16 protein-coding genes are annotated in these 22,627 nt (G+C 55.9%); 6 read left to right on the top strand and 10 right to left on the bottom strand.

What is annotated here, in order from left to right; translation table 11 throughout:
* Positions 1–3 precede the first annotated feature (3 nt).
* Together ACYVHB_RS24730 and ACYVHB_RS24725 are read right to left on the bottom strand one after the other, a co-directional pair.
* Complete coding sequence (locus ACYVHB_RS24730) at positions 4–3,045, bottom strand: SusC/RagA family TonB-linked outer membrane protein (protein ID WP_461054493.1); 3,042 nt, start codon at positions 3,043–3,045, stop codon at positions 4–6.
* A 194-nt stretch (positions 3,046–3,239) separates the two neighbouring features.
* Positions 3,240–4,343, bottom strand: coding sequence for a mevalonate kinase family protein (locus tag ACYVHB_RS24725; protein WP_461054492.1), 1,104 nt, complete (start codon positions 4,341–4,343; stop codon positions 3,240–3,242).
* Positions 4,344–4,578: 235 nt separating this feature from the next.
* Between ACYVHB_RS24725 and ACYVHB_RS24720 the strand changes: the two genes are divergently transcribed.
* The 4 genes from ACYVHB_RS24720 to ACYVHB_RS24705 all read left to right on the top strand — a co-directional run bounded on the left by ACYVHB_RS24720 (position 4,579) and on the right by ACYVHB_RS24705 (position 6,592).
* Positions 4,579–5,223 carry a DUF1361 domain-containing protein gene (locus ACYVHB_RS24720; RefSeq protein WP_461054552.1) on the top strand — a complete coding sequence of 215 codons (645 nt, stop codon included), beginning with the start codon at positions 4,579–4,581 and terminating at the stop codon, positions 5,221–5,223.
* Entirely contained in the window at positions 5,207–5,584 is a 378-nt protein-coding gene (locus tag ACYVHB_RS24715; RefSeq protein ID WP_461054491.1) for a diacylglycerol kinase family protein, read from the top strand. The genes ACYVHB_RS24720 and ACYVHB_RS24715 overlap by 17 nt, the downstream gene beginning before the upstream one ends.
* Positions 5,585–5,649: 65 nt before the next feature.
* Entirely contained in the window at positions 5,650–6,321 is a 672-nt protein-coding gene (locus tag ACYVHB_RS24710) for a hypothetical protein (protein WP_461054490.1), read from the top strand.
* The gene (locus ACYVHB_RS24705) at positions 6,296–6,592 is read left to right on the top strand and encodes a winged helix-turn-helix domain-containing protein (RefSeq protein ID WP_461054489.1); all 297 of its coding nucleotides are present in this window, start codon (positions 6,296–6,298) and stop codon (positions 6,590–6,592) included. The genes ACYVHB_RS24710 and ACYVHB_RS24705 overlap by 26 nt, the downstream gene beginning before the upstream one ends.
* A gap of 111 nt (positions 6,593–6,703) precedes the next feature.
* Here the strand turns inward: ACYVHB_RS24705 and ACYVHB_RS24700 are convergent, their stop codons facing one another.
* The 4 genes from ACYVHB_RS24700 to nhaD form a co-directional block, all read right to left on the bottom strand.
* Positions 6,704–7,954 carry a DUF7482 domain-containing protein gene (locus ACYVHB_RS24700; protein ID WP_461054488.1) on the bottom strand — a complete coding sequence of 417 codons (1,251 nt, stop codon included), beginning with the start codon at positions 7,952–7,954 and terminating at the stop codon, positions 6,704–6,706.
* 226 nt (positions 7,955–8,180) lie between these two features.
* Positions 8,181–9,677 carry a sensor histidine kinase gene (locus ACYVHB_RS24695; RefSeq protein ID WP_461054487.1) on the bottom strand — a complete coding sequence of 499 codons (1,497 nt, stop codon included), beginning with the start codon at positions 9,675–9,677 and terminating at the stop codon, positions 8,181–8,183.
* Positions 9,674–10,390: a response regulator transcription factor gene (locus ACYVHB_RS24690; RefSeq protein ID WP_461054486.1), complete on the bottom strand. Its 717-nt coding sequence runs from the start codon at positions 10,388–10,390 to the stop codon at positions 9,674–9,676. Before ACYVHB_RS24690 ends, ACYVHB_RS24695 begins: the two co-directional genes overlap by 4 nt.
* A 221-nt stretch (positions 10,391–10,611) precedes the next feature.
* Complete coding sequence (gene nhaD, locus ACYVHB_RS24685; protein ID WP_461054485.1) at positions 10,612–11,910, bottom strand: sodium:proton antiporter NhaD; 1,299 nt, start codon at positions 11,908–11,910, stop codon at positions 10,612–10,614.
* Positions 11,911–12,090: 180 nt separating this feature from the next.
* Between nhaD and ACYVHB_RS24680 the strand changes: the two genes are divergently transcribed.
* Positions 12,091–12,372: a hypothetical protein gene (locus ACYVHB_RS24680; RefSeq protein WP_461054551.1), complete on the top strand. Its 282-nt coding sequence runs from the start codon at positions 12,091–12,093 to the stop codon at positions 12,370–12,372.
* A 62-nt stretch (positions 12,373–12,434) separates the two neighbouring features.
* On the opposite strand, the gene ACYVHB_RS24675 is transcribed toward ACYVHB_RS24680, so the two are convergent.
* The 4 genes from ACYVHB_RS24675 to ACYVHB_RS24660 all read right to left on the bottom strand — a co-directional run bounded on the left by ACYVHB_RS24675 (position 12,435) and on the right by ACYVHB_RS24660 (position 19,950).
* Entirely contained in the window at positions 12,435–13,607 is a 1,173-nt protein-coding gene (locus tag ACYVHB_RS24675; RefSeq protein ID WP_461054484.1) for a sodium:proton exchanger, read from the bottom strand.
* Positions 13,608–13,728: 121 nt separating this feature from the next.
* Positions 13,729–15,273, bottom strand: coding sequence for a phytoene desaturase family protein (locus ACYVHB_RS24670; RefSeq protein WP_461054483.1), 1,545 nt, complete (start codon positions 15,271–15,273; stop codon positions 13,729–13,731).
* Positions 15,274–15,362: 89 nt separating this feature from the next.
* The gene (locus ACYVHB_RS24665) at positions 15,363–16,232 is read right to left on the bottom strand and encodes a PE-PGRS family protein (protein WP_461054482.1); all 870 of its coding nucleotides are present in this window, start codon (positions 16,230–16,232) and stop codon (positions 15,363–15,365) included.
* A 169-nt stretch (positions 16,233–16,401) separates the two neighbouring features.
* A complete protein-coding gene (locus ACYVHB_RS24660; RefSeq protein WP_461054481.1) occupies positions 16,402–19,950 on the bottom strand; it encodes a PAS domain-containing protein in 3,549 nt (1,182 codons plus the stop codon).
* Between the two features lie 143 nt (positions 19,951–20,093).
* Between ACYVHB_RS24660 and ACYVHB_RS24655 the strand changes: the two genes are divergently transcribed.
* Positions 20,094–22,580 (top strand): S9 family peptidase, encoded by a 2,487-nt coding sequence (locus ACYVHB_RS24655; RefSeq protein WP_461054480.1) that lies wholly within the window; start codon positions 20,094–20,096, stop codon positions 22,578–22,580.
* The last annotated feature ends 47 nt before the right edge of the window (positions 22,581–22,627 follow it).

The raw sequence follows: 22,627 nt of genomic DNA, 5'->3' as shown, positions 1-22,627 counted from the left end.
CGATTAGAATGATAGTTGGAGATTGACACCGACCGAGCGCGAAGCCGGTACGTTGCCGTATTCGACGCCCTGAAAATTACCCGCGCCCAAACTGATGTCCGGGTCGAACGAAAGCCGACGCTCCGGTACGCCCGGCAGATCGAGAATGGCCTTGCCGCGGTACAGGAAGAACAGGTTCCGCGCCACCGCCGACAGCCTCGCCCGTTTGATGAAGTTGCCGGAGAAGTTAAAATTGTAGCCCAGCGTCAGTTCACGAAGCCGCACGTTGGTCGCGTCGTAGGTAAAGAACTCACCCCACGAATAACGACCGCCCGACACCGTAGTCCAGAACGTTTCGGCGTTGATGGCTTTGGTGTTGGTTTCGCCCGTGGCCGTTACGGCGGGCAGCACCCAGCCACCCTCGCGGTAAGCCGTCGTGTAGGCTGAGTTGCCGTCGAACGCCAGATTCGCTTCCGTTCCCGACGTGATAACTCCGCCAAACCGCCCGTCGAACAGGACACCGAGCGTGAAACCCCGGTAGTTAAACGTGTTCTGGAATCCCATCAGAAACTTAGGGTTGAAGTTGCCCACCGCTACCTGCGCGGTGGTGACAACGGGCTTGCCGACGGCGTCGACCACAAACCGGCCCTGCGCATCGCGCTGCCACAACTGCGTTTCGATGTCGCCGTACGCACCACCCTCCGCGACCACCGGCGTGGACGTTCGCCCGAAACCACCCGCCAGCGGAGCCTTTTTGATGTCGGGATGCAGCGAGATAATTTTGTTCACATTGCGCGAGAAGTTCAGCGTCATGTCCCAGGTGAGGGCGCGGCCGGTGATGGGCTTCGCCGTCAGCGCCACTTCGATACCCGTGTTCTGAATATTACCCGAGTTCACGTACTGCTCAGAGAACCCCGATGCTGGCGCCAGGCCTAACCGAAGCAACTGGTTGATGGTGTTAGTCTTATAATACGTGAGGTCGATACCGAACCGGTTCTGCACGAACCGCCAGTCGATACCAATTTCGAGCGAATTGGTCAATTCTGGCTTCAGATCAGGAATGGCCTGCGTTGCGTCGCGCTGAATGAATCCGCCGACGCCACCCTGCTGAAACGAGTACGTCTGAGCCAGCAAATAGGGCGAAGCATCGTTACCAACGCGCGTGTAGGCCGCCCGGACTTTGGCAAAGCTGATCGCGTCGGGCAGCTTCAGCATGTCCGACAGAATGGCAGTCAGACCCACCGAAGGGTAAAAATACGAGTGGGGCGCGGGCAGCGTACTCGACCAGTCGTTGCGGGCGGTCAGGTCCAGCACCAGATAATCGCGGAACGAGAACGTCGAACTTACAAACACGCCGTTCACCTGCCGCTGCGACAGCAGTTGCAGACCCGCGATCGGTTGCAGCGAACGGGCAAAGGTCAGGTCGAACTTGTTTGGAATCTGCAACCCATTGGCCGTGGCTCCGACGATCTGGTTAAATCGCTTCGAGAATTGCCCGCCAACAGTATAGTTTACCTTCAGGTCTTTAGTGATCTGGTTGTTGCCCTGGGCGAACAGGTCGATATTTTGTTCGAGATTTTCGGTATCGAAGGCCGTGAACGTACCGCCATTGCCCGCAAATAGGAGCGTCCGGTTGTAAAACCGTTGCAGGTTGCGGTCGAAATACCGGTCCACGCTGATGCGGCCCGTCAGTGTCAGCCAGTCGGTCAGTTTGTAGTTGGCCAGCCCCAGCAGCGTAATGCGGTTGCGTTTCTCGTTGTTGATGACGCGGTTGATGGTCCAGTACGGGTTCATGTAGATCGACGATGAGGTCCAGTACGTTGGCTCCCCGGTGGGCGTTTCGAACGTCTTGATAGACTCCAGGTCCACGCTGCGCGGAATTTTGTAGATGTTCATGACAATGCCACTTTCCTCGCCCACCTTGACCTTGTTGCCAATATCCTGGAGCATGTAGGTGATCTTGCCCTCGGTCGAAAACCGGCTGCTGATCTGGTTGCTCACGCGCAGATTGAGCGTGTGGCGGGTCAGGTTGTTGTTCGGAATCAGGCCCTGGTTGTAGTTGTGGGTGTACGAAAAGTACGTCTGCATTTTGTCCGTACCGCCCGTTACGCCGATGGAATTGTTGGTCGACGTGCCCCGGCGGAAGAAGTCGCTCACGTTGTTGGGGTACGTTTGGCCCGCTGCGCCCCAACTGCCACTGGCGGTCGTATTCGAGACGCCCCCCGCCCCCTGCGTGTAGGTATTCTGGAGATCGGGCAGCAATAGTGGCGATTCGCTCACCACGCCCGAGTTGACATCGACCGCTATCCGACCGGCTTTGCCACGCTTCGTCGTGATAATCATGACGCCGTTGGCCGCCCGCGACCCGTAGAGCACCGACCCGGCTGCGCCTTTCAGCACGTTGACCGACTCGATATCGTCGGGGTTGATGTTGGCCGCGCCGTCGGAGCCGTTGTACCCCCCAAAGTCGTTTCCCACCTGCGTACCGTTGGTAGAGTTGTCATACACGACGCCATCCACCACAATCAGGGCGTTGTTGGTGCCGTTGAGCGAGCGATTGCCGCGCAGCGTTACCCTGGCCGCACTGCCCACGCCCCCCGCGCCCTGCACCACCTGTAAACCCGCAATCTTACCCGACAGCGTGTTGACGAAGTTGGCGTCCCGAACCTGCGTCAGCTTAGCACCGTCGATCTGCTGGGCTGCGTAGGTGAGGGTTTTGGCGCTCCGCTCGATGCCCAGCGCCGTTACCACCACTTCGTTCAGCAGGCGGTTATCGGCTACCATTTGTACATCCAACTGACTCAGCGCATCGGTAAACGGGACCTCCTGCGAAGCAAACCCGATGGATGAGAATACGAGCGTGCCGGTTGGGCCGACGCTAAGCCGGTAGGTTCCTTCGGCATCGGTGGTGGTGCCCCGCGTGGAGCCTTTAAGCTGCACGTTTACGCCGGGCTGACCCTGCCCCCGGTCGTCGCGGACGGTGCCGCTGAGCTGCCGGTCCTGCGCCCGGAGCGGCCCGGTTACCAGTAGAAGGACCAGGATACATCGTAGTAGGTGTCTGTACATAGCATTAAAATTGGATTAGGTGGTTACTAAGAATGGGTGCGCGAAATTTTATTTAGCGGTCAATTTGCAAAATTTAATAGAGGCAAATGATGTACAGACATTTTATTTTTCTGAGCTTTTCAATGATTACCAATGATTCGCATTTTTTCGCTGTATTGTGAAATTTCGATGTGCTGATTCGGGCGTTTCGTTTATCAATTTTCAGGTATCACCCCCGAATCAACCTGTGTTCCCGCGTCAACCGTGATGATGTAAGCTCGTCCACCCTCCCGTTCAATTTCTTCGGCAACGGCCTCCGGATGTTGGGGGGCGTAAGCGAACATGCAGCCTCCCCCACCCGATCCGTTGATTTTACCACCCAGCGCCCCCGCCTGCATGGCGGCTGTTAGCATCCGGTCAATTTTGGGCGTCGATATGCGCTTGGCATCCCGCAGGTTATCCTGGTGTTTGTTAAGTAATGCGCCAAACGTAGCATCGTCCATGACCGGCGCGTTGAGCAGATCGAGAGCCTCGCGTAGAATGTCGCGGTCCGACAGGTTGCTCAACAGTAGACTCCGTTCATCGGCGGTGAGCAGGTGGGCGTAGTCAGTAGCCGATTCCAGCGGAGCCGTGTGCAGATCGAAGGCCGGGTGGTACGCCCGAATTTTTTTAAGCGCATCCAGCATTCCAAATTTTACGTGTTTCAGGATACCCAGCGTGTCTTTCGGTTCGCGCGAGTCGCCCAGTACGAACGCGCCGAGCGTTGGCCGAAGGTGTCTAATCTGAATAGCAGGCTGCGATTCTAAGTAAATAACGTCGCCCACGGCCGTGGCATAGTGATCCATCATGCCGCCTGGCTCGCCAAATTCCAGCACCTCGGCCCGGTAGGCAATGTCGGCAATGGCTTCGTGGCTGCGGGTCAGGGGTTCGTCGGCCAGTTGCAACAGCAGGTTGACCCAGCTAACGATCAGTGCCGACGAACTCGACGTTCCGGCATTAATCGGGATCGTACCCCTGACCGTAACGTCGAACCCGGTAGAAAAGGTGGCCCCCTCCTCGCGACGCAATACGTTGACAGCACTTCGGAAGTAATCGCGTTTTGTTACGTACACCAGCGGGCCGGTCAGGTCGAACGATTCGGTATGACCAACATCGGGCAAATGAATAACAACCCGCTGGTCGGACCGGGGAAGGGCCGTTAGGTAGATTCGCTTTGAGATGGCCGCAGCAATGACGGGTAGCCCCAGGTAGTCCTGATGTTCACCGAACAGGCACACCCGGCCGGGCGTTGAAACGGATCGTGTTTTATGGGTAAGCATTTATCTCTGGGTGAAGGGCATACTAATTCCCCACGTCTGAACGGGGCCGCCCGAGCGGGCGTGGGCTGATAATTAGCTTGCGCAATTTGTCAGTTTATTGCCGTATAAAAAATTTCTCTTCATTTCATTGTTTGGGGGCCGACCACCCCTTTACTTTGCGTTACAAAGTACTTTAGTATTTATGCAACACTCATTATCTCCCTTCACCCGTGCGCTGGTGGAGCAGCCTGGCCAGATGAAGCCTGGCAAAGGACTCATTGCACTGGCGGGCCTGACGGTGGCTGGGTTGAGCTTAGTAACGGCGCGGGGTCTGCTGACGGGCAACTGGTGGTTTTTCGTGATGCTAACCTGGAACCTGTTCCTGGCGTTTTTCCCGCTGGGCGTCGTGCTGGTGCTGCGCGATCTGCGGGCAGTCGGCTTTATGAATCGGTGGCTGCTGGCCGCGGGACTGGCGGTCTGGCTGGCGTTTTTGCCCAACGCACCCTACATCATCACTGACCTGTTTCATATTAAAAGCATTCAGGATTCGCTGCTCTGGTTCGACACGATCACGCTGTTTCTGTTTGCCCAAACGGGTTTACTGGCGGGCTTATATTCCGTCCTGATCGTTCACCGGATGCTGCGTCCACTTGTGGGGCCGTGGCAGACGTGGGCGCTTATGCTGGGTAGTCAGATGCTGTCGGGTTTCGGCATTTACCTCGGTCGGTTTGGGCGGTGGAACAGTTGGGACGTGCTGACTAAACCGTTTGCTTTGGTCGATGCGTTGGCAACGGTGTACCAAGACCACCTGAGCTTCAAACTAACGCTGGCTTACGGATTCGTGCTGGCGGTGCTGTATGTGGCTTTCCACTGGTACGTCGACTATGATAAACGTCAGTAAAGTACTGCGCAGCTTCCGGTTTGCGGGGCAGGGCATTGTGGATTTATTTCGGTACGAAAACAACGCCAAAGTACATCTGCTCATTGCCGGGCTGGTAATCGCCGTTGGGTTCTGGTTGCGGTTGAGCCGCGTGGAATGGGCAATTATTCTAACGCAAATTGGGGTAGTCTGGGCGGCCGAAGCAATGAACACGGCTCTGGAAAAACTCTGCGATTTTGTGTCACCGGGTTGGCATCCGCAGATAAAAGCCATCAAAGACCTGTCGTCTGGTGCGGTGCTGATTGTGGCCGTCATCGCTGTTATCGTGGGCCTGCTGGTACTGGGCGGGCGGGGGCTTGAATTAATGAATAATGGACAATGAATAACTGCTCCGCGTAGCAATATCAACGGAGAACCGTACAAACGACAAACCACAAACTTAACCCCATGCACGAATCGCGTGAACATTTACAAACACTGACGGAGATCCGCAGCCTGATGGAACGGTCGGCCAAATTCCTGTCGCTGAGCGGCCTGTCGGGTGTGTCGGCAGGAATCATTGCGCTGGTGGGCGCGGCCGTCGTCTACGGTAGGCTACAAACCGACTGGTTCCGCATCCTGAGCTATGACCGGCTTGAACTGTATGACAACTCAGCCCACGCGGACATCGAACGCTTCTTAGTGACGGTAGCCCTTGCCGTGCTGATGGCGGCTCTGCTGGCCGGAACGTATTTTACCGTTCGCAAGGCGCGTCGGCAGGGCCTGACCGTTTGGAATGCCAGTTCCAAACGGCTGCTGTGGGCCATGGCTGTGCCACTGGCCACGGGGGGCATATTTTGTTTAGCCCTGCTCTATTACAATTTGATCTGGTTGGTGGCCCCGGCAACACTGATTTTCTACGGATTAGCGCTGCTCAACGGCGGCAAATACACCCTGCGCGATGTTGAGTCGCTGGGCTACTGCGAAGTTGTTCTGGGATTGGTGTCGCTCTTCTGGCCGGGCTACAACCTGCTGGCGTGGGCCCTGGGGTTCGGCGTCCTGCACATCGCCTACGGTTTGGCGATGTATTACAAATACGAACGAAATGCTCCGCATGAGAGACCTGCTGGCTCAGTTTAATAAGGCATTCGAGAGCAAAGCGCGGCTGAATATCATGTCGGTCCTGATGGTCAACGACACCCAAAGTTTCAACGCGCTCAAAGAACTTCTCGGCCTCACCGACGGCAACCTCGCCACGCACCTGCGGGCGCTGGAAGAGTCGGGCTACGTAACGGTGCAAAAGCAGTTCGTCGGCCGCAAACCCAACACAACCTACTCCGCCACCCCCACCGGCCGACAGGCGTTTTCCGATCACCTGAACGCGTTGGAGGCCTTTATCAGGAATTTATAAAAATAGCTTAGTGGTTCGTACGGCTGGATGAACACTATGAATAAAGGGGCTTTGTTCCACTGAATTCAGTGGAACAAAGCCCCTTTAGTAACAAAGAATGGCAACCCTCACTTACGGATTCACGGGCGCATTGGTCGGTTGCGCTATGATTGCGCAGTTAATGATCACCCGCGTGGGTTTCAGCCCCGCTACGTACCCGTTGGGCTGGCCGGTGTTATCGGGAATGTTAGTCACCAAGCCGTCTTTAACTAACTGAGTCAGTTGTTCAATGCTTTTGACGCGGGTGCGCTTACCGGCCTGGATGGCCTGTGGCGTCCACATGTAGATGTGAGCGTCCCACATGGGACTGTAGTTATTTCCATATTGCTTTTTGTTATCCGGGCCAAGTGGGAAGACGTTGATCGGATCGGCCTGATTACCATCCAGGATGGTTGAATTAAGTCCCTGGCGATTGGGACTGCTGTTACCCGTTTCTCCGTTGGCTAAGGGGGCAAAGCCCAGCAAGGCCGACTCATCGGTCGGAAAACTCCGACCAAATTCGGGCAGATTAGCCAGCCTCGGCGCATAAATACCCCGTTCAATAGTAGCCGCCCCCTTATCGGACGATTCGGTCACTAAATGATAAAAGAAATTGGCCCCAGCATGGAAGCCGTCCAGCAACTCCATCACGACGGTGTACTTCTCATAGTCGATACTCATCAAGTGATCGTGGGTGCCGGTGCCATTGGCAATGATGGACACACTCAGTACGGAACCGCTGGGCATCACGACCAACGGTGAGTATTGGGCATCCCCGACGGCACCAGGCTGGGCCACCGACGGTGGGAAGGTCATGGGGTCGGGACCCGGCTTGACAATTCGCTCGGGACTGAAATCAACGTCGCCTTTAAACTTAATCATGCCATTTTCCAGGGTCACGTTCTGCGCTCCCTCGGTATCGCGGCCAAAAACGAGCTTTGGGGCGAAGTTCACGCCCAACAGTTTAGCCACGTAGAAGTTGGCCGCTTCGGTAATGATGTAGTAGGTTGGGTTGCCGCTGGGTCCGATGCCTTTGTAAAACGGCAGCGTGACCGTGGGCTGGGGTGCGTTGAAGTTAATGGCCAGCGCACTGGGGAAGAACACGTTCTCCTCCGGGGTAAACCGAACCGCCGTCCGCGCGTTCTTTGCCGAGGCCGTGCTGACGCCGGTTTGTTTGGCGACCGTAGTGAGGAGGAGGTCCGCTTCGCTCAGGGCGGCCTGCTCGTCCAGGCTGCCCTTCTGCTGGCTGAGGGCGGGAGTATGTTGGGTGGCTTCGCGGCTGCAGCCGGTTAGGAACAGGGCAGCGAGACCAGCGCTCAGGAGATATTTGACGGGTGATTTCATAAACAATACTGGTTTTAAAATGAAAAATAAGGGAGTGTGCCAATGCGTTGGACACAAAAGAAAAAGCCGGAGGATACCGATAAGGTTATCACAGAAGTGTAACATTTACAGCGGGTTGGGCAAGCCGATTGGGCTAAATACGCCTGTCACCATCCGCGACGAGCGGGTGGCTGAAGCATACAAACCAGTGCGGGAGGACGGCGACCGTCTTACGAAAGATGAGTGGCTAAACGGGCGCGGCATACACCGGCAACGCAAACGAAAAACGTATGCTGCCGTCGGCCCGTTGCTCAACGAATAATTCGGCTTGGTGCAGGCTCAGAATCTTACGGACGATGGCCAGTCCCAGCCCGACGTTGGGTGGCCGGACCGACGCGTCGCCTTTCAGATACGCCCAAACTGGCTCAGGGATCGCATGAGCACCGTTCAGGACCGACGCCATCAATAATTCCGCCTTTTGTTCTAAGGCTACCTGTACGAAACTGCCGTCGGGCGCGTACCGAACGGCGTTTTCGACTAAGTTCTGAATCACCCGCTCCAGCATACCCACGTCGGCGTAGCAGGGCGAGGGCAGGTCGCAGTTGAGGCACTCAAAGGCCAGGTTTTTGCGCTGGGTCAGCAACTCAAACTTGGCAAATACCTCTGTGACGAGATCAGCCAGCATAAACGGCTCACGCTGAAGTGGGGCCTCCTTCGCGTCTAACTTCGACAACTCAAACAGTTCATTGACGCGCTTAATCAGCGTCCCGGTACTTTGGAGGATGACGCCGACGTACTGCTTGGTTTGTGCGTCGTTCAGGTCCGGCTTCAGTGCCAGCGTTTCAGCATAACCGTGAATAGCCGCGATGGGCGTTCGCAGGTCGTGCGAAATATTAGCGACCAGATCGCGCCGAACCTGCTCCGACCGCTGCAGATCGGCGATGGTGCTGGCCAAGCGGTCGGCCATATTATTGAATGTATCGGCCACCTGCGCTACCTCGCTCGATGACCGCGCCCGGATTCGGGCCGCGAAATCGCCCCGGCTGAACTGACTAATGGTCTGGACTACGTTGCGCAGGTTGCGGGTTTGGTAGTAAAACGCCAGCAGACCAATGGCCAAAGCCGCCAGCAGCGTAATCAGCATGGTTTTGAATCCCCATTGCAGCACGTAATCCTGCCGGAGGGTTGCCATTGCCGATCCGTACTCTTCGCTGCCCAGAATGACGTATACGTAGCCCTGCAATTCACCATTGCGAATGACCTCGGCTGCCGAGAAAATCTTGGTTTCCCGTTCGTTCCGGGGATCGTCGCCTTTGATGTACGCCTGCCCGTGTGTTTGAATAAACTGACGAACCGGAACCAGCGACACCCGGCGCAATTTTATTTTTTCGTCGGGGGCGTGATATATTAGAATTGTACCGACAGAATCAAGCAGGTACACTTCGGCGCTGGGGTTGGTGACCATGGCGTTGAAGAAAATTTCATCGGCCCCGCGCCGGTTAACTTCCTGGTCGATAAACGGTCGGGCAAATTTGGCGATGTGCGCGGCTACCTCATTATTCAATCGCTGGTAGGTGGCTTCAAAATACCGATTAGCCGAATAAACCGTCAGGTAGCTGTATACAGCCGCCAGCAGCGTAAGCACCAGCAGGAACGTGAGCGCCAGCCGCCCGAACAAGCTTATATACACCCGGTTCGTGGTAACAGCACCGTTCATGGACGGAATGATGGGGGGTTTACTCATACGGTTTCCGGTTGATCTGATTCAGCAAAACGATACCCAATACCCCAAGTCGTCAGGATATAAACGGGATGGGAGAAATCCGGTTCAATTTTAGTACGCAGCCGATTCACGTGCGCAGTGACGGTGTGCTCATAGCCCTCAAAGGTGTAGCCCCAAACCCGACTCAGCAGTTCTTTACGGCTGTAGCTTTTGCCGGGGTGTCTGACCAGCAAACTCAGCAACTCAAACTCTTTGGGCGTCAGTTCAACGCGTTTGCTGCCGAGCAGTACGCTCCGTTTATCCCGGTCGATGGTCAGGCTTTTGTACTGGTAAACGGCCGGTTCAGATGGTGCTGCGTCAGTGCGGCCGTGGTCGGCCCGGCGAAACAACGCCTTCATCCGCGCCATGAACTCCTGCACACCGAACGGTTTGGTTAAGTAGTCGTCGGCCCCGGCTTCCAGCCCCAGCACTTTATCGCCCTCTTCTGATTTGGCAGTCAACATCAGAATCGGCGTAATGGCGTCCTGCTCCCGAATGCGTCGGCAAATCTCGACGCCGTTCATACCGGGCAGCATCACGTCCAGAATACAAAGGTCAACCGAATGCTCAGCCAGCCAGGCCAGTCCTTCCCGGCCCGACCGGGCGACCGTCAGGGTTGCGGGCAGATCGTGCAGGTGAATTCGCACCAGGTCAACGAGGGCAGCGTCGTCTTCGACAATTAAAACCTGTTTCATCACGGCATCAGAGTCAAGTGGGCTATTTCAACGGCACCCGTACGCACAAAGGTCATTTCGGATAACAAACCTGGCAACAACGCCCAGAAAACGTTATACTTTCGTGATAACCTTCCCGCTGAAGGTGGGTCTTCTCCGGGAGGTTTCACAATTGGCAACCGGCGTATTAAATTTGATCAGCTGGGTAGCAACGAGCGGTGAAACACCTATAACCACCATCCTCACTGGCCTGACAGCGCGAACTGCGCCAGGTACACCAGCGCCCCAGCGACGTAGCCGATCAGGGCCAGCCAACTGATGGTACGCAGATACCACCCGAACGCCAGCCGCTCCATGCCCATCACGGCCACACCCGCTGCCGACCCAATCAGCAGCAAACTACCGCCCGTACCAGCACAGTAGGCCAGAAATTCCCACAGTTTAGCGTCGGCGGGGTAGGTTTGCAGGTCATACATGCCCATGGCAGCCGCCACAATCGGTACGTTGTCGACCACGGCTGACACCAGCCCGATCAGCAGCACAATCACGTCCAGATTACCAACCGACCGGTTCAGCGATTCGGCCAGCCCGCGCAAAACTCCCGTTGCTTCCAGCGCTCCAACGGCCAGCAGAATACCCAGAAAAAACAGGATGCTCGGCGCGTCGATGCGGCTCAGCGCGTAAGCCGCCGTAAATTTATGCCGCTCGGCTTCGTCCTTGTCGCTGTGCAACAGTTCGGATGCCACCCAGATGCACCCCAGCACGAGCATCATGCCCATGTACGGCGGCAGGTGGGTAACCGTTTTGAAAATGGGGACGAACACCATTCCGCCCAGCCCAATGGCCAGCATAGTTCGGCGTTCGCGTCGGGCGGTGGGTGTCACATACGGGCGGCTGATTCCCTGCTTAGCTGTCTGTCGGGCCACCTGCGTTTCGGGTTTGTAACGCAGGGTCAAAATCGCGAGGGGCACTACCAGCGCCACCGAACTGGGCAGCAGCAGTTCGCGGATGATGTTACTCGTCGTAACCTGCCCACCAATCCAGAGCATCGTCGTCGTCACATCGCCGATGGGCGACCAGGCTCCCCCCGCGTTGGCCGCTACGATAATCATACCGGCAATGACCCGGCGCTGCTCGGCATTGCGGATCAATTTGCGGGCCACCGACACCATCACAATGGCGGACGTGAGGTTGTCGAGGAGGGCCGACAAAAAAAAGGTCAGCCCGCAGATTACCCACAGCAGAACACGGGTGTTGCGGCTGGCAATGCGGTCGGTAATGAGGGTAAACCCGTCGTGCGCGTCGATTAACTCCACAACGGTCATGGCCCCCAACAGGAAAAACAGAATTTCGGCAATGCCGGTCAGGTGTTCGCCAAGCTGATGGCCAACCGTTTCGGCGTTGGCGTCGGACAGCGCGTACACCGTCCAGCAGACGATCCCCATGATGAGCGCCGTAGCCGTTTTATTGATTTTTATAGCGTGTTCGAGCGTAATGAGCAGGTAACCGGCAACGAAAAGAATGAGCAGGGTCGTAATCATAGATCAGGAAACCGAAGCCGTCCGTTTTTTGTCATGCAATCAACAGACCAACGGCAAAGGAACAACAAAATAAGGAACGGCTGCCTCGATGGTGGCCCGGCATCCCGATGGTTCGGTACTACACACTTGGCAATAAACCGCAGATTCATTCTTTATATTCCCACCCTCGGACCCGACGGCATGGCGTTGTTTCCGTTCATTTTGGTGCGGCAGCCCAACCCCGGCCCTACCCTGCTCAACCACGAACGGATTCACCTGCGCCAGCAGGCGGAACTGGGTGTTTTACCCTTTTACCTGTGGTACGTCGTTGAGTATGGCATCCGTCGGTTTCAATACCGCGACGGGTATGCTGCTTACCGCAACATCAGTTTCGAACGCGAAGCCTTCGCCAACGACAACGACCTTACTTATCTCGAAAGCCGACGTTTCTGGGCGTTCTGGCGGTATTTAGGGAATGAATAATGTAGAATGGGTAATGCATAATGAAGCTATGCCGCGCTTCATTATGCATTACCCATTCTACATTATTCATTACTCACTCCCCGCCGAACACCCGCGACCATCACTAAGGACGAGAGCACGACAATCAGTACTGGAATGCCCTCACGAAACCCAAGCAGCCGCAAGTCTTCGGGGATGTTCAGGTACAGCAAAATCGTAATCAGGCCACGGGGGGCAATCCAGAGCAGCGGATTCGACCGGCCCCGAAACGTGATTCGGAGCGTCAGCCAGCGCCAGGTGATGATTAAAGCAACGAACAAGGCGCTGACAATCAGCGCGTCGGTGTCGATCAGGGCGCGGGGCACGATGGAATAACCCAGAATCAGAAAGAAAAACGTTCGTACCACAAAACCACCCTCGGCCGTCAGGTTTTTGAGCTGCTCCAGTTCCTTCTCGAACAGATCATTTTTTAGGACTAAGCTCAGCCGCCCCCGAACGAACAGCTCGGTATTATTGAGAAACAACCCGAAAATAAGGATCAGCAGCAGGGAGGATAAGTGGTTGAATTCGGCGATGGCGTAGACCAGAAACAGGACCGAAATGATGGGCAGGAACTTGATACGGTGGTTAATCCGGCCAATCAGATACAGCAACAGAAAACAGCACACCAGCGACAGCAACGCCATAATCAGCGTGTCGCGGGTGAACATCCAGACGGCGCTCCAGACCGAATAGCGGCTCAACAGCAGAAAATTATAGGCCATAACGCCCAGGATACCCGCAAAAGCCGACTCATACACCACGAACTCCCGCTGCCCCAGCGACAGGTTAGCCACGGCGGGAATGGCCACCGCACTGCTGATGATAGAGAATGGCAGGGCTGCAATCAGGCAGTGGTAAAAAGAATCGTTCAGGAGCAGATAGAGCGCACTGGCCAGGAGCAGCGTGGCCCCGGCAATGGACAGCAGCGAGGCCAGCAACGTCCGGCGCAAAACACTCAGCTTTTCGGTGTGCAGTTCGAGGTCAAGCCCATTTTCGAGAACAATCAAAATCAGACCAAGCGTACCAAGCGTCGGCAGAAACGTGTCGACATACGGCACCTGCACGACGAAATAGTTTATTGCCTGCCGCGTGAGCATTCCCAACAGCAGCAACAGCAGCACCGATGGCATGTTGAACCGGCTGCTGAACAAGTCGAATGCGTAGGAAATGAGCACCGACAAACTCAGCACAATAATCAGAATTGAGGAATCCATGCGGCAAGATAAGGTGAAAAGAGAGTCGTAAGTCGAAGAGTCGGTAAGTGGTAAGTGGCTGACGCCAGCTACCACCCGCGTCAGCCACTTACCACTTACCGACTCTTCGACTTACGACTTTTTAGTCAACCATCTCCGTTGCGATCTTAGCCGACAGCAGGCAGAGCGGAATACCCCCGCCCGGATGTACACTGCCCCCCACGAAATACAGATTGCTGAACTCGTGCGAGAAGTTGGCGTGGCGCAGGAAAGCCGCAAACCGGTTGTTGGAGCTGTTGCCGTACAAGGCCCCCTGCGCCGACGATGTCCGGGACTCAATGCTGCGCGGGTCCAGCACGGCCTCCGTCTCAATCAGCGGCTCAATGTCGACACCCAGCACCTGACTCAGTTTACGGATGACGTTCTGGCGGGCGCGGTCAATGACGGCATCCCAGTCCTGCCCCGTGTTGTTGGGCGCGTTGAGCAGAATAAACCAGTTTTCGCAGCCGGGTGGCGCGTCGTCGGGCTTGTGTTTCGAGGTGATATTGAGGTAGATCGTTGGGTCGTCGGACAGTTGCTGCTGGTTGAACAGGCTGTCGAACTCAGCCCGGTAGTCGGTGCTGAAGAGAATGTTGTGGAGAGCCAGTTCAGCAAAATTCCGCCGGATGCCCCAGTAAAAGATCAGGCCCGAACTCGATTTAGGTTGCCGCAGAATCCGCTCCGGTTGCCGGGCATTGGGCAGCAACTTCCGAAACGTGCTGACCACGTCCATGTTGGAAATAACGAGGTCGTAATTCCCCTCACCCCCGGCCCCTCTCTCTTGGGGAGAGGGGGGAAGGCCATCCCGTAGTCTGCCCCCCTCTCCCCAAGAGAGAGGGGCCGGGGGTGAGGGCACACTATTCACCCCAACCACCCTATTCCCGTCCGTCACAATCTCGGTTACGCGGGTGTTATAGTGGAAATTTACGCCTAACTCCTCAGCCAGCGTAACCAGACTATCTGTAATGCTCACCATGCCGTCTTTCGGAAAAAACGCACCGATGTTGAATTCCAAGTGCGGAATGATGTTCAGCGTGGCGGGCGTTTGATACGGGTCAGAGCCGTTGTAGGTGGCGTAGCGGTTAAAAAGCTGAACCAGTTTAGGATGCCGAAACCGCCGTTCGTTGGCGCCATTCATGGTACTAAATACCCCCAGTTTGGGCAAGTTGAAATACCCACGCAGGGCATCGCGGTTGAGCCACGTAGCCGCTTTGTGGAGCGACCGGTGCAGAAACAGTTTTTCAGTAACGTTGTACTTAACGGCACTATCGGACAGGTGTTTGCGCAGGTGTTCGGCGGGTTCGCCCAGCACGGTTTCCACCTCGCGTCCAAATCGTTCAAGGTCGGCCCAGGCGGTCAGACGGGTGCCGTCGTCCCAGAAGTAGCGGCAGGTTTCATCTAATTTGACGTACTGAAAATAATCGGCCGGGTTGCGTCCGGCCAGTCGGAACAGGTCATCGACTAAGTGCGGCATAGTGAACAGCGACGGACCCGCGTCGAACCGATAGCCATTTTGTTCAAATGTGGAGAGTTTACCGCCCGGATACGCGTTGGCTTCGTACACATCAACGACATAGCCTTTAACGGCCAGCCGAATCGACGCAGCAATACCGGCAATGCCAGCCCCAATAACAGCAGCGGTTTTCACTTCTTAATGAATAATGTAAATACATAATGATAAGCCGGACAACTCCCCCACAGTTCATTATGCATTAATCATTTTGCATTATTCATTCCTTATTTCCGGGCGTAATAATACAGGTTCACCGACGACGCGTTCGCTTTCTCGCTGATTGTGAAATAGCCTTTACCGTCCTTGTCGAAACAGACGGCTTCGCCCTGCGGCTCCACCCGATACGGCAACTGACGGCTGTTTCCGTTTTGCAGCGCGTCGGCAATGGTCTGACCCGCGTTGCGTTTCCAGTAGGAGATAGCCGTATAGGTGCGTACGACAATTTCGCTGCCATCGGGCGAAATGGCCGCGCCCGTGACGAACGTTATGGGTAGTTCGCCATACGCCTGCGCAACCGTTATCTCGTTGACATTTTGTGGGTACGCTAACCGGTAGAGCCGCACGTTGGGTTCCCGCTTGGTGATGATGTAAATATCCTTCGTTTGCGGGTCAACGAACATCGCTTCGGCGTCGCGGGGGCCGTCGGGGTAACGAAAGTTGATGCGCTCAACCTGCGTAATGGGCGTTTGCAGGGTAGCGGGTTCGGGCAGCCGGTAAATCTGACTGAATGAATATTGGGAGCTATTATCGCCAATCTCGCCAATGTATAAATAGTTCGTTCCCTCTTTTGGTCCCGGTCCCACTGCCAGTTCTTCCCAGTCGCGGTTACTGATCGCAGGCACACTGATCTTGCCTTTTATCTTACCATCATACCCCAGCAGGGCCAGTTCAGCCGGGCTGCCACTATCCTGATTAATCCACACGTTGCCGGGCTGACTGCGGCTGTCGACCATCCCCGACGCTTCATCGATTTGGCCGGGCGGCACAGCATTTACGGTGGGGTCCGACGAAAATTGAGCAACGGCTACACCGGGCACGCTGAGTTTGCAGGAGTTCAGAATAAGTAAGCCAATCAAAAAAACGGAAATGCGCATGAAAATTAGGTTCGGTTGATTCAGTCGCTAAAGTAACGACGAAACCGGCCGAATCGGGTGTAAATTAAGTTTGTGGTTTGTAGTTTGGTTTGTGGTTGGCTGACGCGCCAGTATTCGCGCGTCAGCCAACCACAAACCAAACTACAAACCACAAGCCCACAAACTGGCCTTACGCAGGCAGCAAAATTCGGAACGTAGCACCCTCACCCGGTCGGCCCACGGCTTGGATGTGGCCGTTGTGATTCTCAACTACTTTTTTAACGATGGCCAGCCCGATGCCCGTACCCTGGTAATCGCTCCGGCTGTGCAGTCGTTGAAACACGTGGAAAATCCGTTCAGCCTGATACGGCTCAAAGCCGATGCCGTTGTCGGAAATTTCGATCAGGTGAAACAGCCGGTCGGCGTCGCCAGGCGGGATTGAAATACCAGCGTCGCGGCCCGGTATCAACCGGGTTGTGACCGCGATAAAGGCGCTGCGCTGCGCCGGTGTGCCGGATTCGCCCGGTGGACGCGGTTTCACAAACTTCAGCGCATTGCTGAGCAAGTTCTGAAATAACTGCCGCAGTTGACCGGCGTCGCCCGCAACGGTAGGCAACGGATCAATCGTCAGGGTTGCTTCCTGGTGAGCAATAGCCGTTTCAAGGTCCTCAACTACGTTGCCCACCAATTGGTCAAGATCCACCGGCACGATGGCGTCGCGCTTCGTGGTGACCCGCGAGTAGGCCAGTACGTCCTTGATAAGCACCTGCATCCGGGCCGCTGCCGACTGCATTCGCCGGATCATATCGGCACCCTGTTCGCCAATGATGGGTCCGTATTGGGTTTCAATAATGTCGCCGAAGGCCTGAATTTTACGCAGCGGCTCCTGCAAATCATGGCTTGCTACGTAAGCAAACTGCTCTAAGTTGGCATTGGAACGCTGCAGGTCCACCACCGACGCTTCGAGTTGCTGCTGTAGTTTTTTTAGGGGCGTATAATCACCAAACGTAACCAGTATCTCATCCCCCGTTTTGGTAACCATAATGTCGAGCCAAACGTCGATGCCACTACCATCGTAATGAATATCGAAACGCTGGGCTTCGCCCGTCAGGTACGTTTTCCGGTACGCGTCAAACAGCCCATTGGTCTTGTAATCGGGAAACCAATGGCTGCCCAGCGCGCCAATGACCGCTTCCGGCTCCTGCCCCACATAGTTGGCCAGCATTCGGTTAGCCAACCGGAAGCGAAAATCGACAACCTCACCGGTCTCGTTCCGAACGGGGCTAAACAGGAATATACCCGTCTGCGAGGTGTCGATAACGGTCTGAAGCTCAGCCGCTGACCGCTCCACAAGTTGGGCCGCCCGCTTCATCACCGAGATATCGGTGAAGGTCACCACAAACCCATCGCCCAACTGCTGGGCCGATATATCGAGCCAGAAATCCAGCCCGTCGTAGTTATAATAAGTTTCGGTACGGCCTGGCTCACCCGTTTCGGTTGTGTTGACGTACAAACCGAACGTACCCGCGTCAACATTACCAGGGAACAGTGTCAGCAGGGTGTTTCCCCGCATGGTTTCTACCGGTACGCCCAAGATTCGCTCACAGGCTTCGTTAATGGTGGCAAAGTAAAAATCGACGATGGTGCCCTGTTCGTTGCGGATCGACTCAAACGCAATAATGCCGCTGTTAGAACTATCCAGGACGCTGGTTAGCAGGCTGGCCTGCCGCTCAACGGCCTGTTGGGTTCGTTTCAGGTCGGTATAATTAGTGAACGTGACCAGCACGTCGTCGCCTAACTTAACCGACTTCACGTCGAACCACACGTCGAAGCCGTCTACGTTGTAGTTCGTATCAAAGCGCTGCTCCTCGCCGGTGCTGAGTGTTCGTTTGTAGCGCTCGAAGGTATCCGTTTCGCGGTAGCTGATAAACCACTCCGACGCCAACGCCCCCGCAATCGCATCGGGCGTTTGGCCAACCAGCGCGGCCACCATTCGGTTGATGGTTTTAAACCGAAAGTCGATGAGATCCCCCATATCGTCAAAGACCGGGCTAAACACAAAAATGCCCGTCTGCGAATTGTCGATAACCGCCTGCAAATCAGCGCGGGTTTGCTCAATGGCCTGCCGCGCCTGCCGAATTTCCGTGGTGTTGGCGAAGGTCAGAACAACCCCGTCGCCCTGCTTCGCGACCGACACGTTGAACCAGCCTTTAAGGGTATCATCTTCGTAATAATATTCCCTCAGTTGCGGCTGTCCCGAGAGTAGCACCTCACAATAGAGCACAAAGAAGCCGCCTTTTTTGTAAGCAGGATACACCTCCAGCATGGTTCGCCCAACCGCTTCCGCAGGCCTCGCTCCAGTGAGCCGCTCAACGGCCCGGTTAGCCGCCAGAATCTGGAAGTCACTGATTTCTTGCTGATTATTGTAAACTGGTTCGAGCAGCAGCACCCCGTTAATGGCACCGTCGAGCATGTTCTTCATTAAAACCGTTTGCCGTTCATTTTCCGTAATTTGTTGTTCGAGAGCGTGTTGTGTCCGCTTGACGTCCGACACATTAGCGAACGTGATGACCAATTCCTCGTCGGCCAGTTTACGGGTTCGAACTTCCACCCAATGATCCAGCCGACCGTCGTTGTAGTGCGTTTCAAACGTTTGCGGTTCGCCCGTTTCTACCGTTTTAACGTACGCGTCAAACAGCCCGGAGGAGCGCAGTTCGGGGTGCAGTTCCAAATCGCTCCGACCAATGAGCTGCTCTACGGTCGAGTGAACGATCAGAGCCGCCTGCTGATTGGCCGAAATAATTCGAAAATCAACAATGGTCCCTTCCGCATCCCGAACGGCGCGCTCGGCCACAATGCCGTTTGAGGAAGCGTCCAGCACGTTGTTCAGAAAATTGGCCTGCCGCTTATTTATTTCGGCCTGATGTTCTGTTTCGAGGGCACTTTGTTTCTGCCGGGTGATGTCGATGCCCGTCACCACCACGCCATCATTTAGTTTCGTGATAGCGGTGTTGTACCAGGCCCGCTGCGCATCCGGGTAAAATTGCTCCACCTGAACCGGCTCACCGGACTCGATAACGCGGCAAAATACATTGAACTGCCCCCCCTGCCGGGAGTTGGGATTAATGGTCAACAACGTTTTGCCAATCGGGTCCACGCCTAACCGGACCATCGCATCACGACGGCCCTGCTCATTGACTAACAGCACCTTGAAGTCCTGAATGTGTCCAGCCTCGTCGCGGATTGCTTCGTACACAAATGTGGTGTTCAGCGTCGTATCCAGGATGCTGTTCAGGAGTATTTGCTGGCGTTCATTGGCCAACGCAACCTCTTTGCTGGCCGTAATGATGCGGGTAATGACGAGCACCCCATCGCCCGATTTGGCCTGCGTAATTGACAACCATTCATTCAGCGTTTGATTATAATACTCGAGTTCGCCCGACTGCCCCGTTTCAACAACGCTCTTCAGCCACGTGAATACGCGTTCGGACGTGTCGTTGTTCTGCCAGTTATCGTGCCGAACCGACGCACCCACCGTTGCCTGATACCCGTTCAGTATACTTTCACGAACGGCCGGATTGGCATAATCGACCACAAAATCGACAAGTTGCTGATCTACTTCGTCGAACACCGGCCGAAAATACAGAACGCCATCAGGGAGCGCGTCGAAGAGCTGAAAAAACGAGAGTTGAGTTGGCTGATCGGTGAGCATGTATAGAAACAGACGTAACGTTGACAAGTAGTTGATTCGGTTTCAACCGTTGGGCAAGTTACCTATTTCTGCTTTACACGGCCCTCCACACCGGGTGCTTTTGCCGATTACTTCAATTGCTGCCCGTTTCGACGTACTTTTATCCCGCATACAAACCGTCGACTCAACCCATGATACGCCAACAAACGCCCGCTCACTGGAGCTTTCTGCTGCTCGTTTTCTTGTTCACACTCACGGCTGCCCACGCTCAGAACGCAACCGGTTATCAAACCCCGCCCAAGCCGCTGGCCGACCTCGTGACGGTGCCGCTCACGCCCGGCGTTAGTGTGACGGGCAAAGGCGACGTGATGCTCATTCTGGAACAGGCCTCCGCCCCCACCATCGCCGAACTGGCCCAGCCGGAACTCAAATTAGCCGGTTTGCGCATTAACCCGGCTAACAACGGTCCCAGCCGGGCACGCTACATCACCGGCCTGAAACTGAAGCGGATTGGTCGGGGCAGTTCGACTGACGAAACGGTTGTCAAAGGTCTACCAGCTACGCCGTTGATTAGCTACGTGCAGTGGTCGCCGGATGAAACCAGATTTGCCTTCGCCAACTCGACCGACAGCCGGATTGACCTCTACATCGCCGACGTCGCCACGGCCACGGCGCAACGGGTTGGCACCGTAGCACTGAACGCCGTGATGGGCACGCCGTTCCGTTGGCTGTCAGATGGGAAGAGTCTGGTCGTAAAAGCCATTCCAACCGGTCGGGCGGCAGCTCCCGAGGTAAGCCGGGTGCCAACCGGCCCCACGTCGCAGGAGAATCTGGGCCGCAAATCGCAGGCTCCCACCTATCAAGATCTGCTCAAAAACCCATCCGACGAGCGGCAGTTCACTTACTACGCTACGGCGCAGGTGATGCGGGTGAACTTCGACGGTCAGGCTACCGCCATTAGTCAGCCGGGGGTCATTCTCTCCGCCGATCCTTCGCCCAACGGACAGTACGTGCTGGTTGAGACGGTTCACACGCCGTTTTCGTACGTCGTGCCGGTGCGTCGCTTTCCAACCAGAACCGATGTGTACGCCATTGGCGGCACCTTGGTTAAAACCCTGAACGATGGTCCCCTACAGGACAACGTGCCGTACAGCCCCGATGGTGCGCCCACCGGCCCGCGTGATTTTGCGTGGCGGGCCGACGCACCCGCTTCGGTTTATTACACCGTAGCCCAAGACAATGGCGATCCAAAAGTGAAAGCGGCCATTCGGGATAAAGTGTTTATGACAGAAGCGCCGTTTTCGGCCCAGCCCAAGGAAATTTACGCGGCAGCCTATCGCTTCGAGGGTTTCGAGTGGGGCAGCGAGACCATTGCGCTCGCGACGGAGCAGTGGTGGCAAACCCGCAAAACAGTGTCGAAAATGCTCAATCCCCAAACGGGGCAGGCTACCGTGCTGTTTGATCGTTCGTTCGAGGACCGCTACACCAACCCCGGCCAACCCGATACCAAACGCAATCAATACGGCCGGGAGGTGCTGAACCTGCTGCCGAACAACGAAATCCTGATGCTGAATGCGCAGGGAGCCTCGCCCGAAGGTGACCGCCCGTTCGTTAGTTTGCTGAACCTCAGCACTAAAAAAACCCGCGAACTCTGGCGGTCGGCAGCGCCCTATTTTGAGCGCCCCATCGCCGTACTGGACGCCACCCGGCAAACCATCCTGACCACCCGCGAAACGCCCGACGAAAGCCCCAACTACTACGTTCGTAACCTGAAGGCCCGCATCGCTCCGGTAGCGGTAACGAACTTTCCGCATCCGTACCCGCAACTGAAGGGCGTTCAGAAAAAGCAGCTTCGCTACAAACGGGCCGACGGTGTGGACCTGACGGCTACGCTGTATCTACCCGCCAACTACAAGAAAGAGCAGGGACCACTGCCGACGTTTCTGTGGGCGTACCCCGCCGAGTTCAAAAGCAAAGATGCCGCCGGGCAGGTGTCCGGCTCACCGTATCAGTTCAACCGGATCAGCTACTGGGGCGCGGCTGCCTTCGTGACCATGGGCTACGCCATTCTCGACAACGCCAGCATTCCCATTGTGGGTGAGGGCGACAAAGAGCCGAACGATACGTATGTGGAACAACTCGTGGGTAGCGCCAAAGCCGCCATCGACGAAGGCGTTCGGCTGGGCGTTGTCGACTCGACCCGCGTGGGCGTGGGTGGCCACTCCTACGGCGCGTTTATGACGGCGAACCTGCTATCCCACAGTAAATTGTTCCGGGGTGGCATTGCCCGCAGCGGAGCCTATAACCGAACGCTGACGCCGTTTGGTTTCCAGAACGAACAGCGGACTTACTGGCAGGCCCCGGAGGTGTACAACAGCATGTCGCCGTTTATGAACGCCGACAAAATGAAGTCGCCCCTGCTGCTGATCCACGGCGAAGCCGACAACAATACCGGTACGTTTCCCATTCAGTCGGAGCGGTACTACAATGCCCTGAAAGGCTTCGGCGCGACGACGAAATTAGTGTTTCTGCCCTACGAAAGTCACGGCTACACAGCGAAAGAATCACTGCTGCACATGCTATGGGAAATGAACGGCTGGTTAGACACGTACGTCAAAAACCCGAAGGCGGCTGCTCCAGCAAGTCAGGCCGGAAAGTTAGGGGGTGGCAAGGAGTAGGCGGGTGTTTGGGTGTTTGTGTTCTACCCCAACCCCACCCCTGCCCG

The organism is Spirosoma arcticum (assembly GCF_054779955.1).
This window is presented reverse-complemented; position numbering and strand designations above follow the sequence as displayed.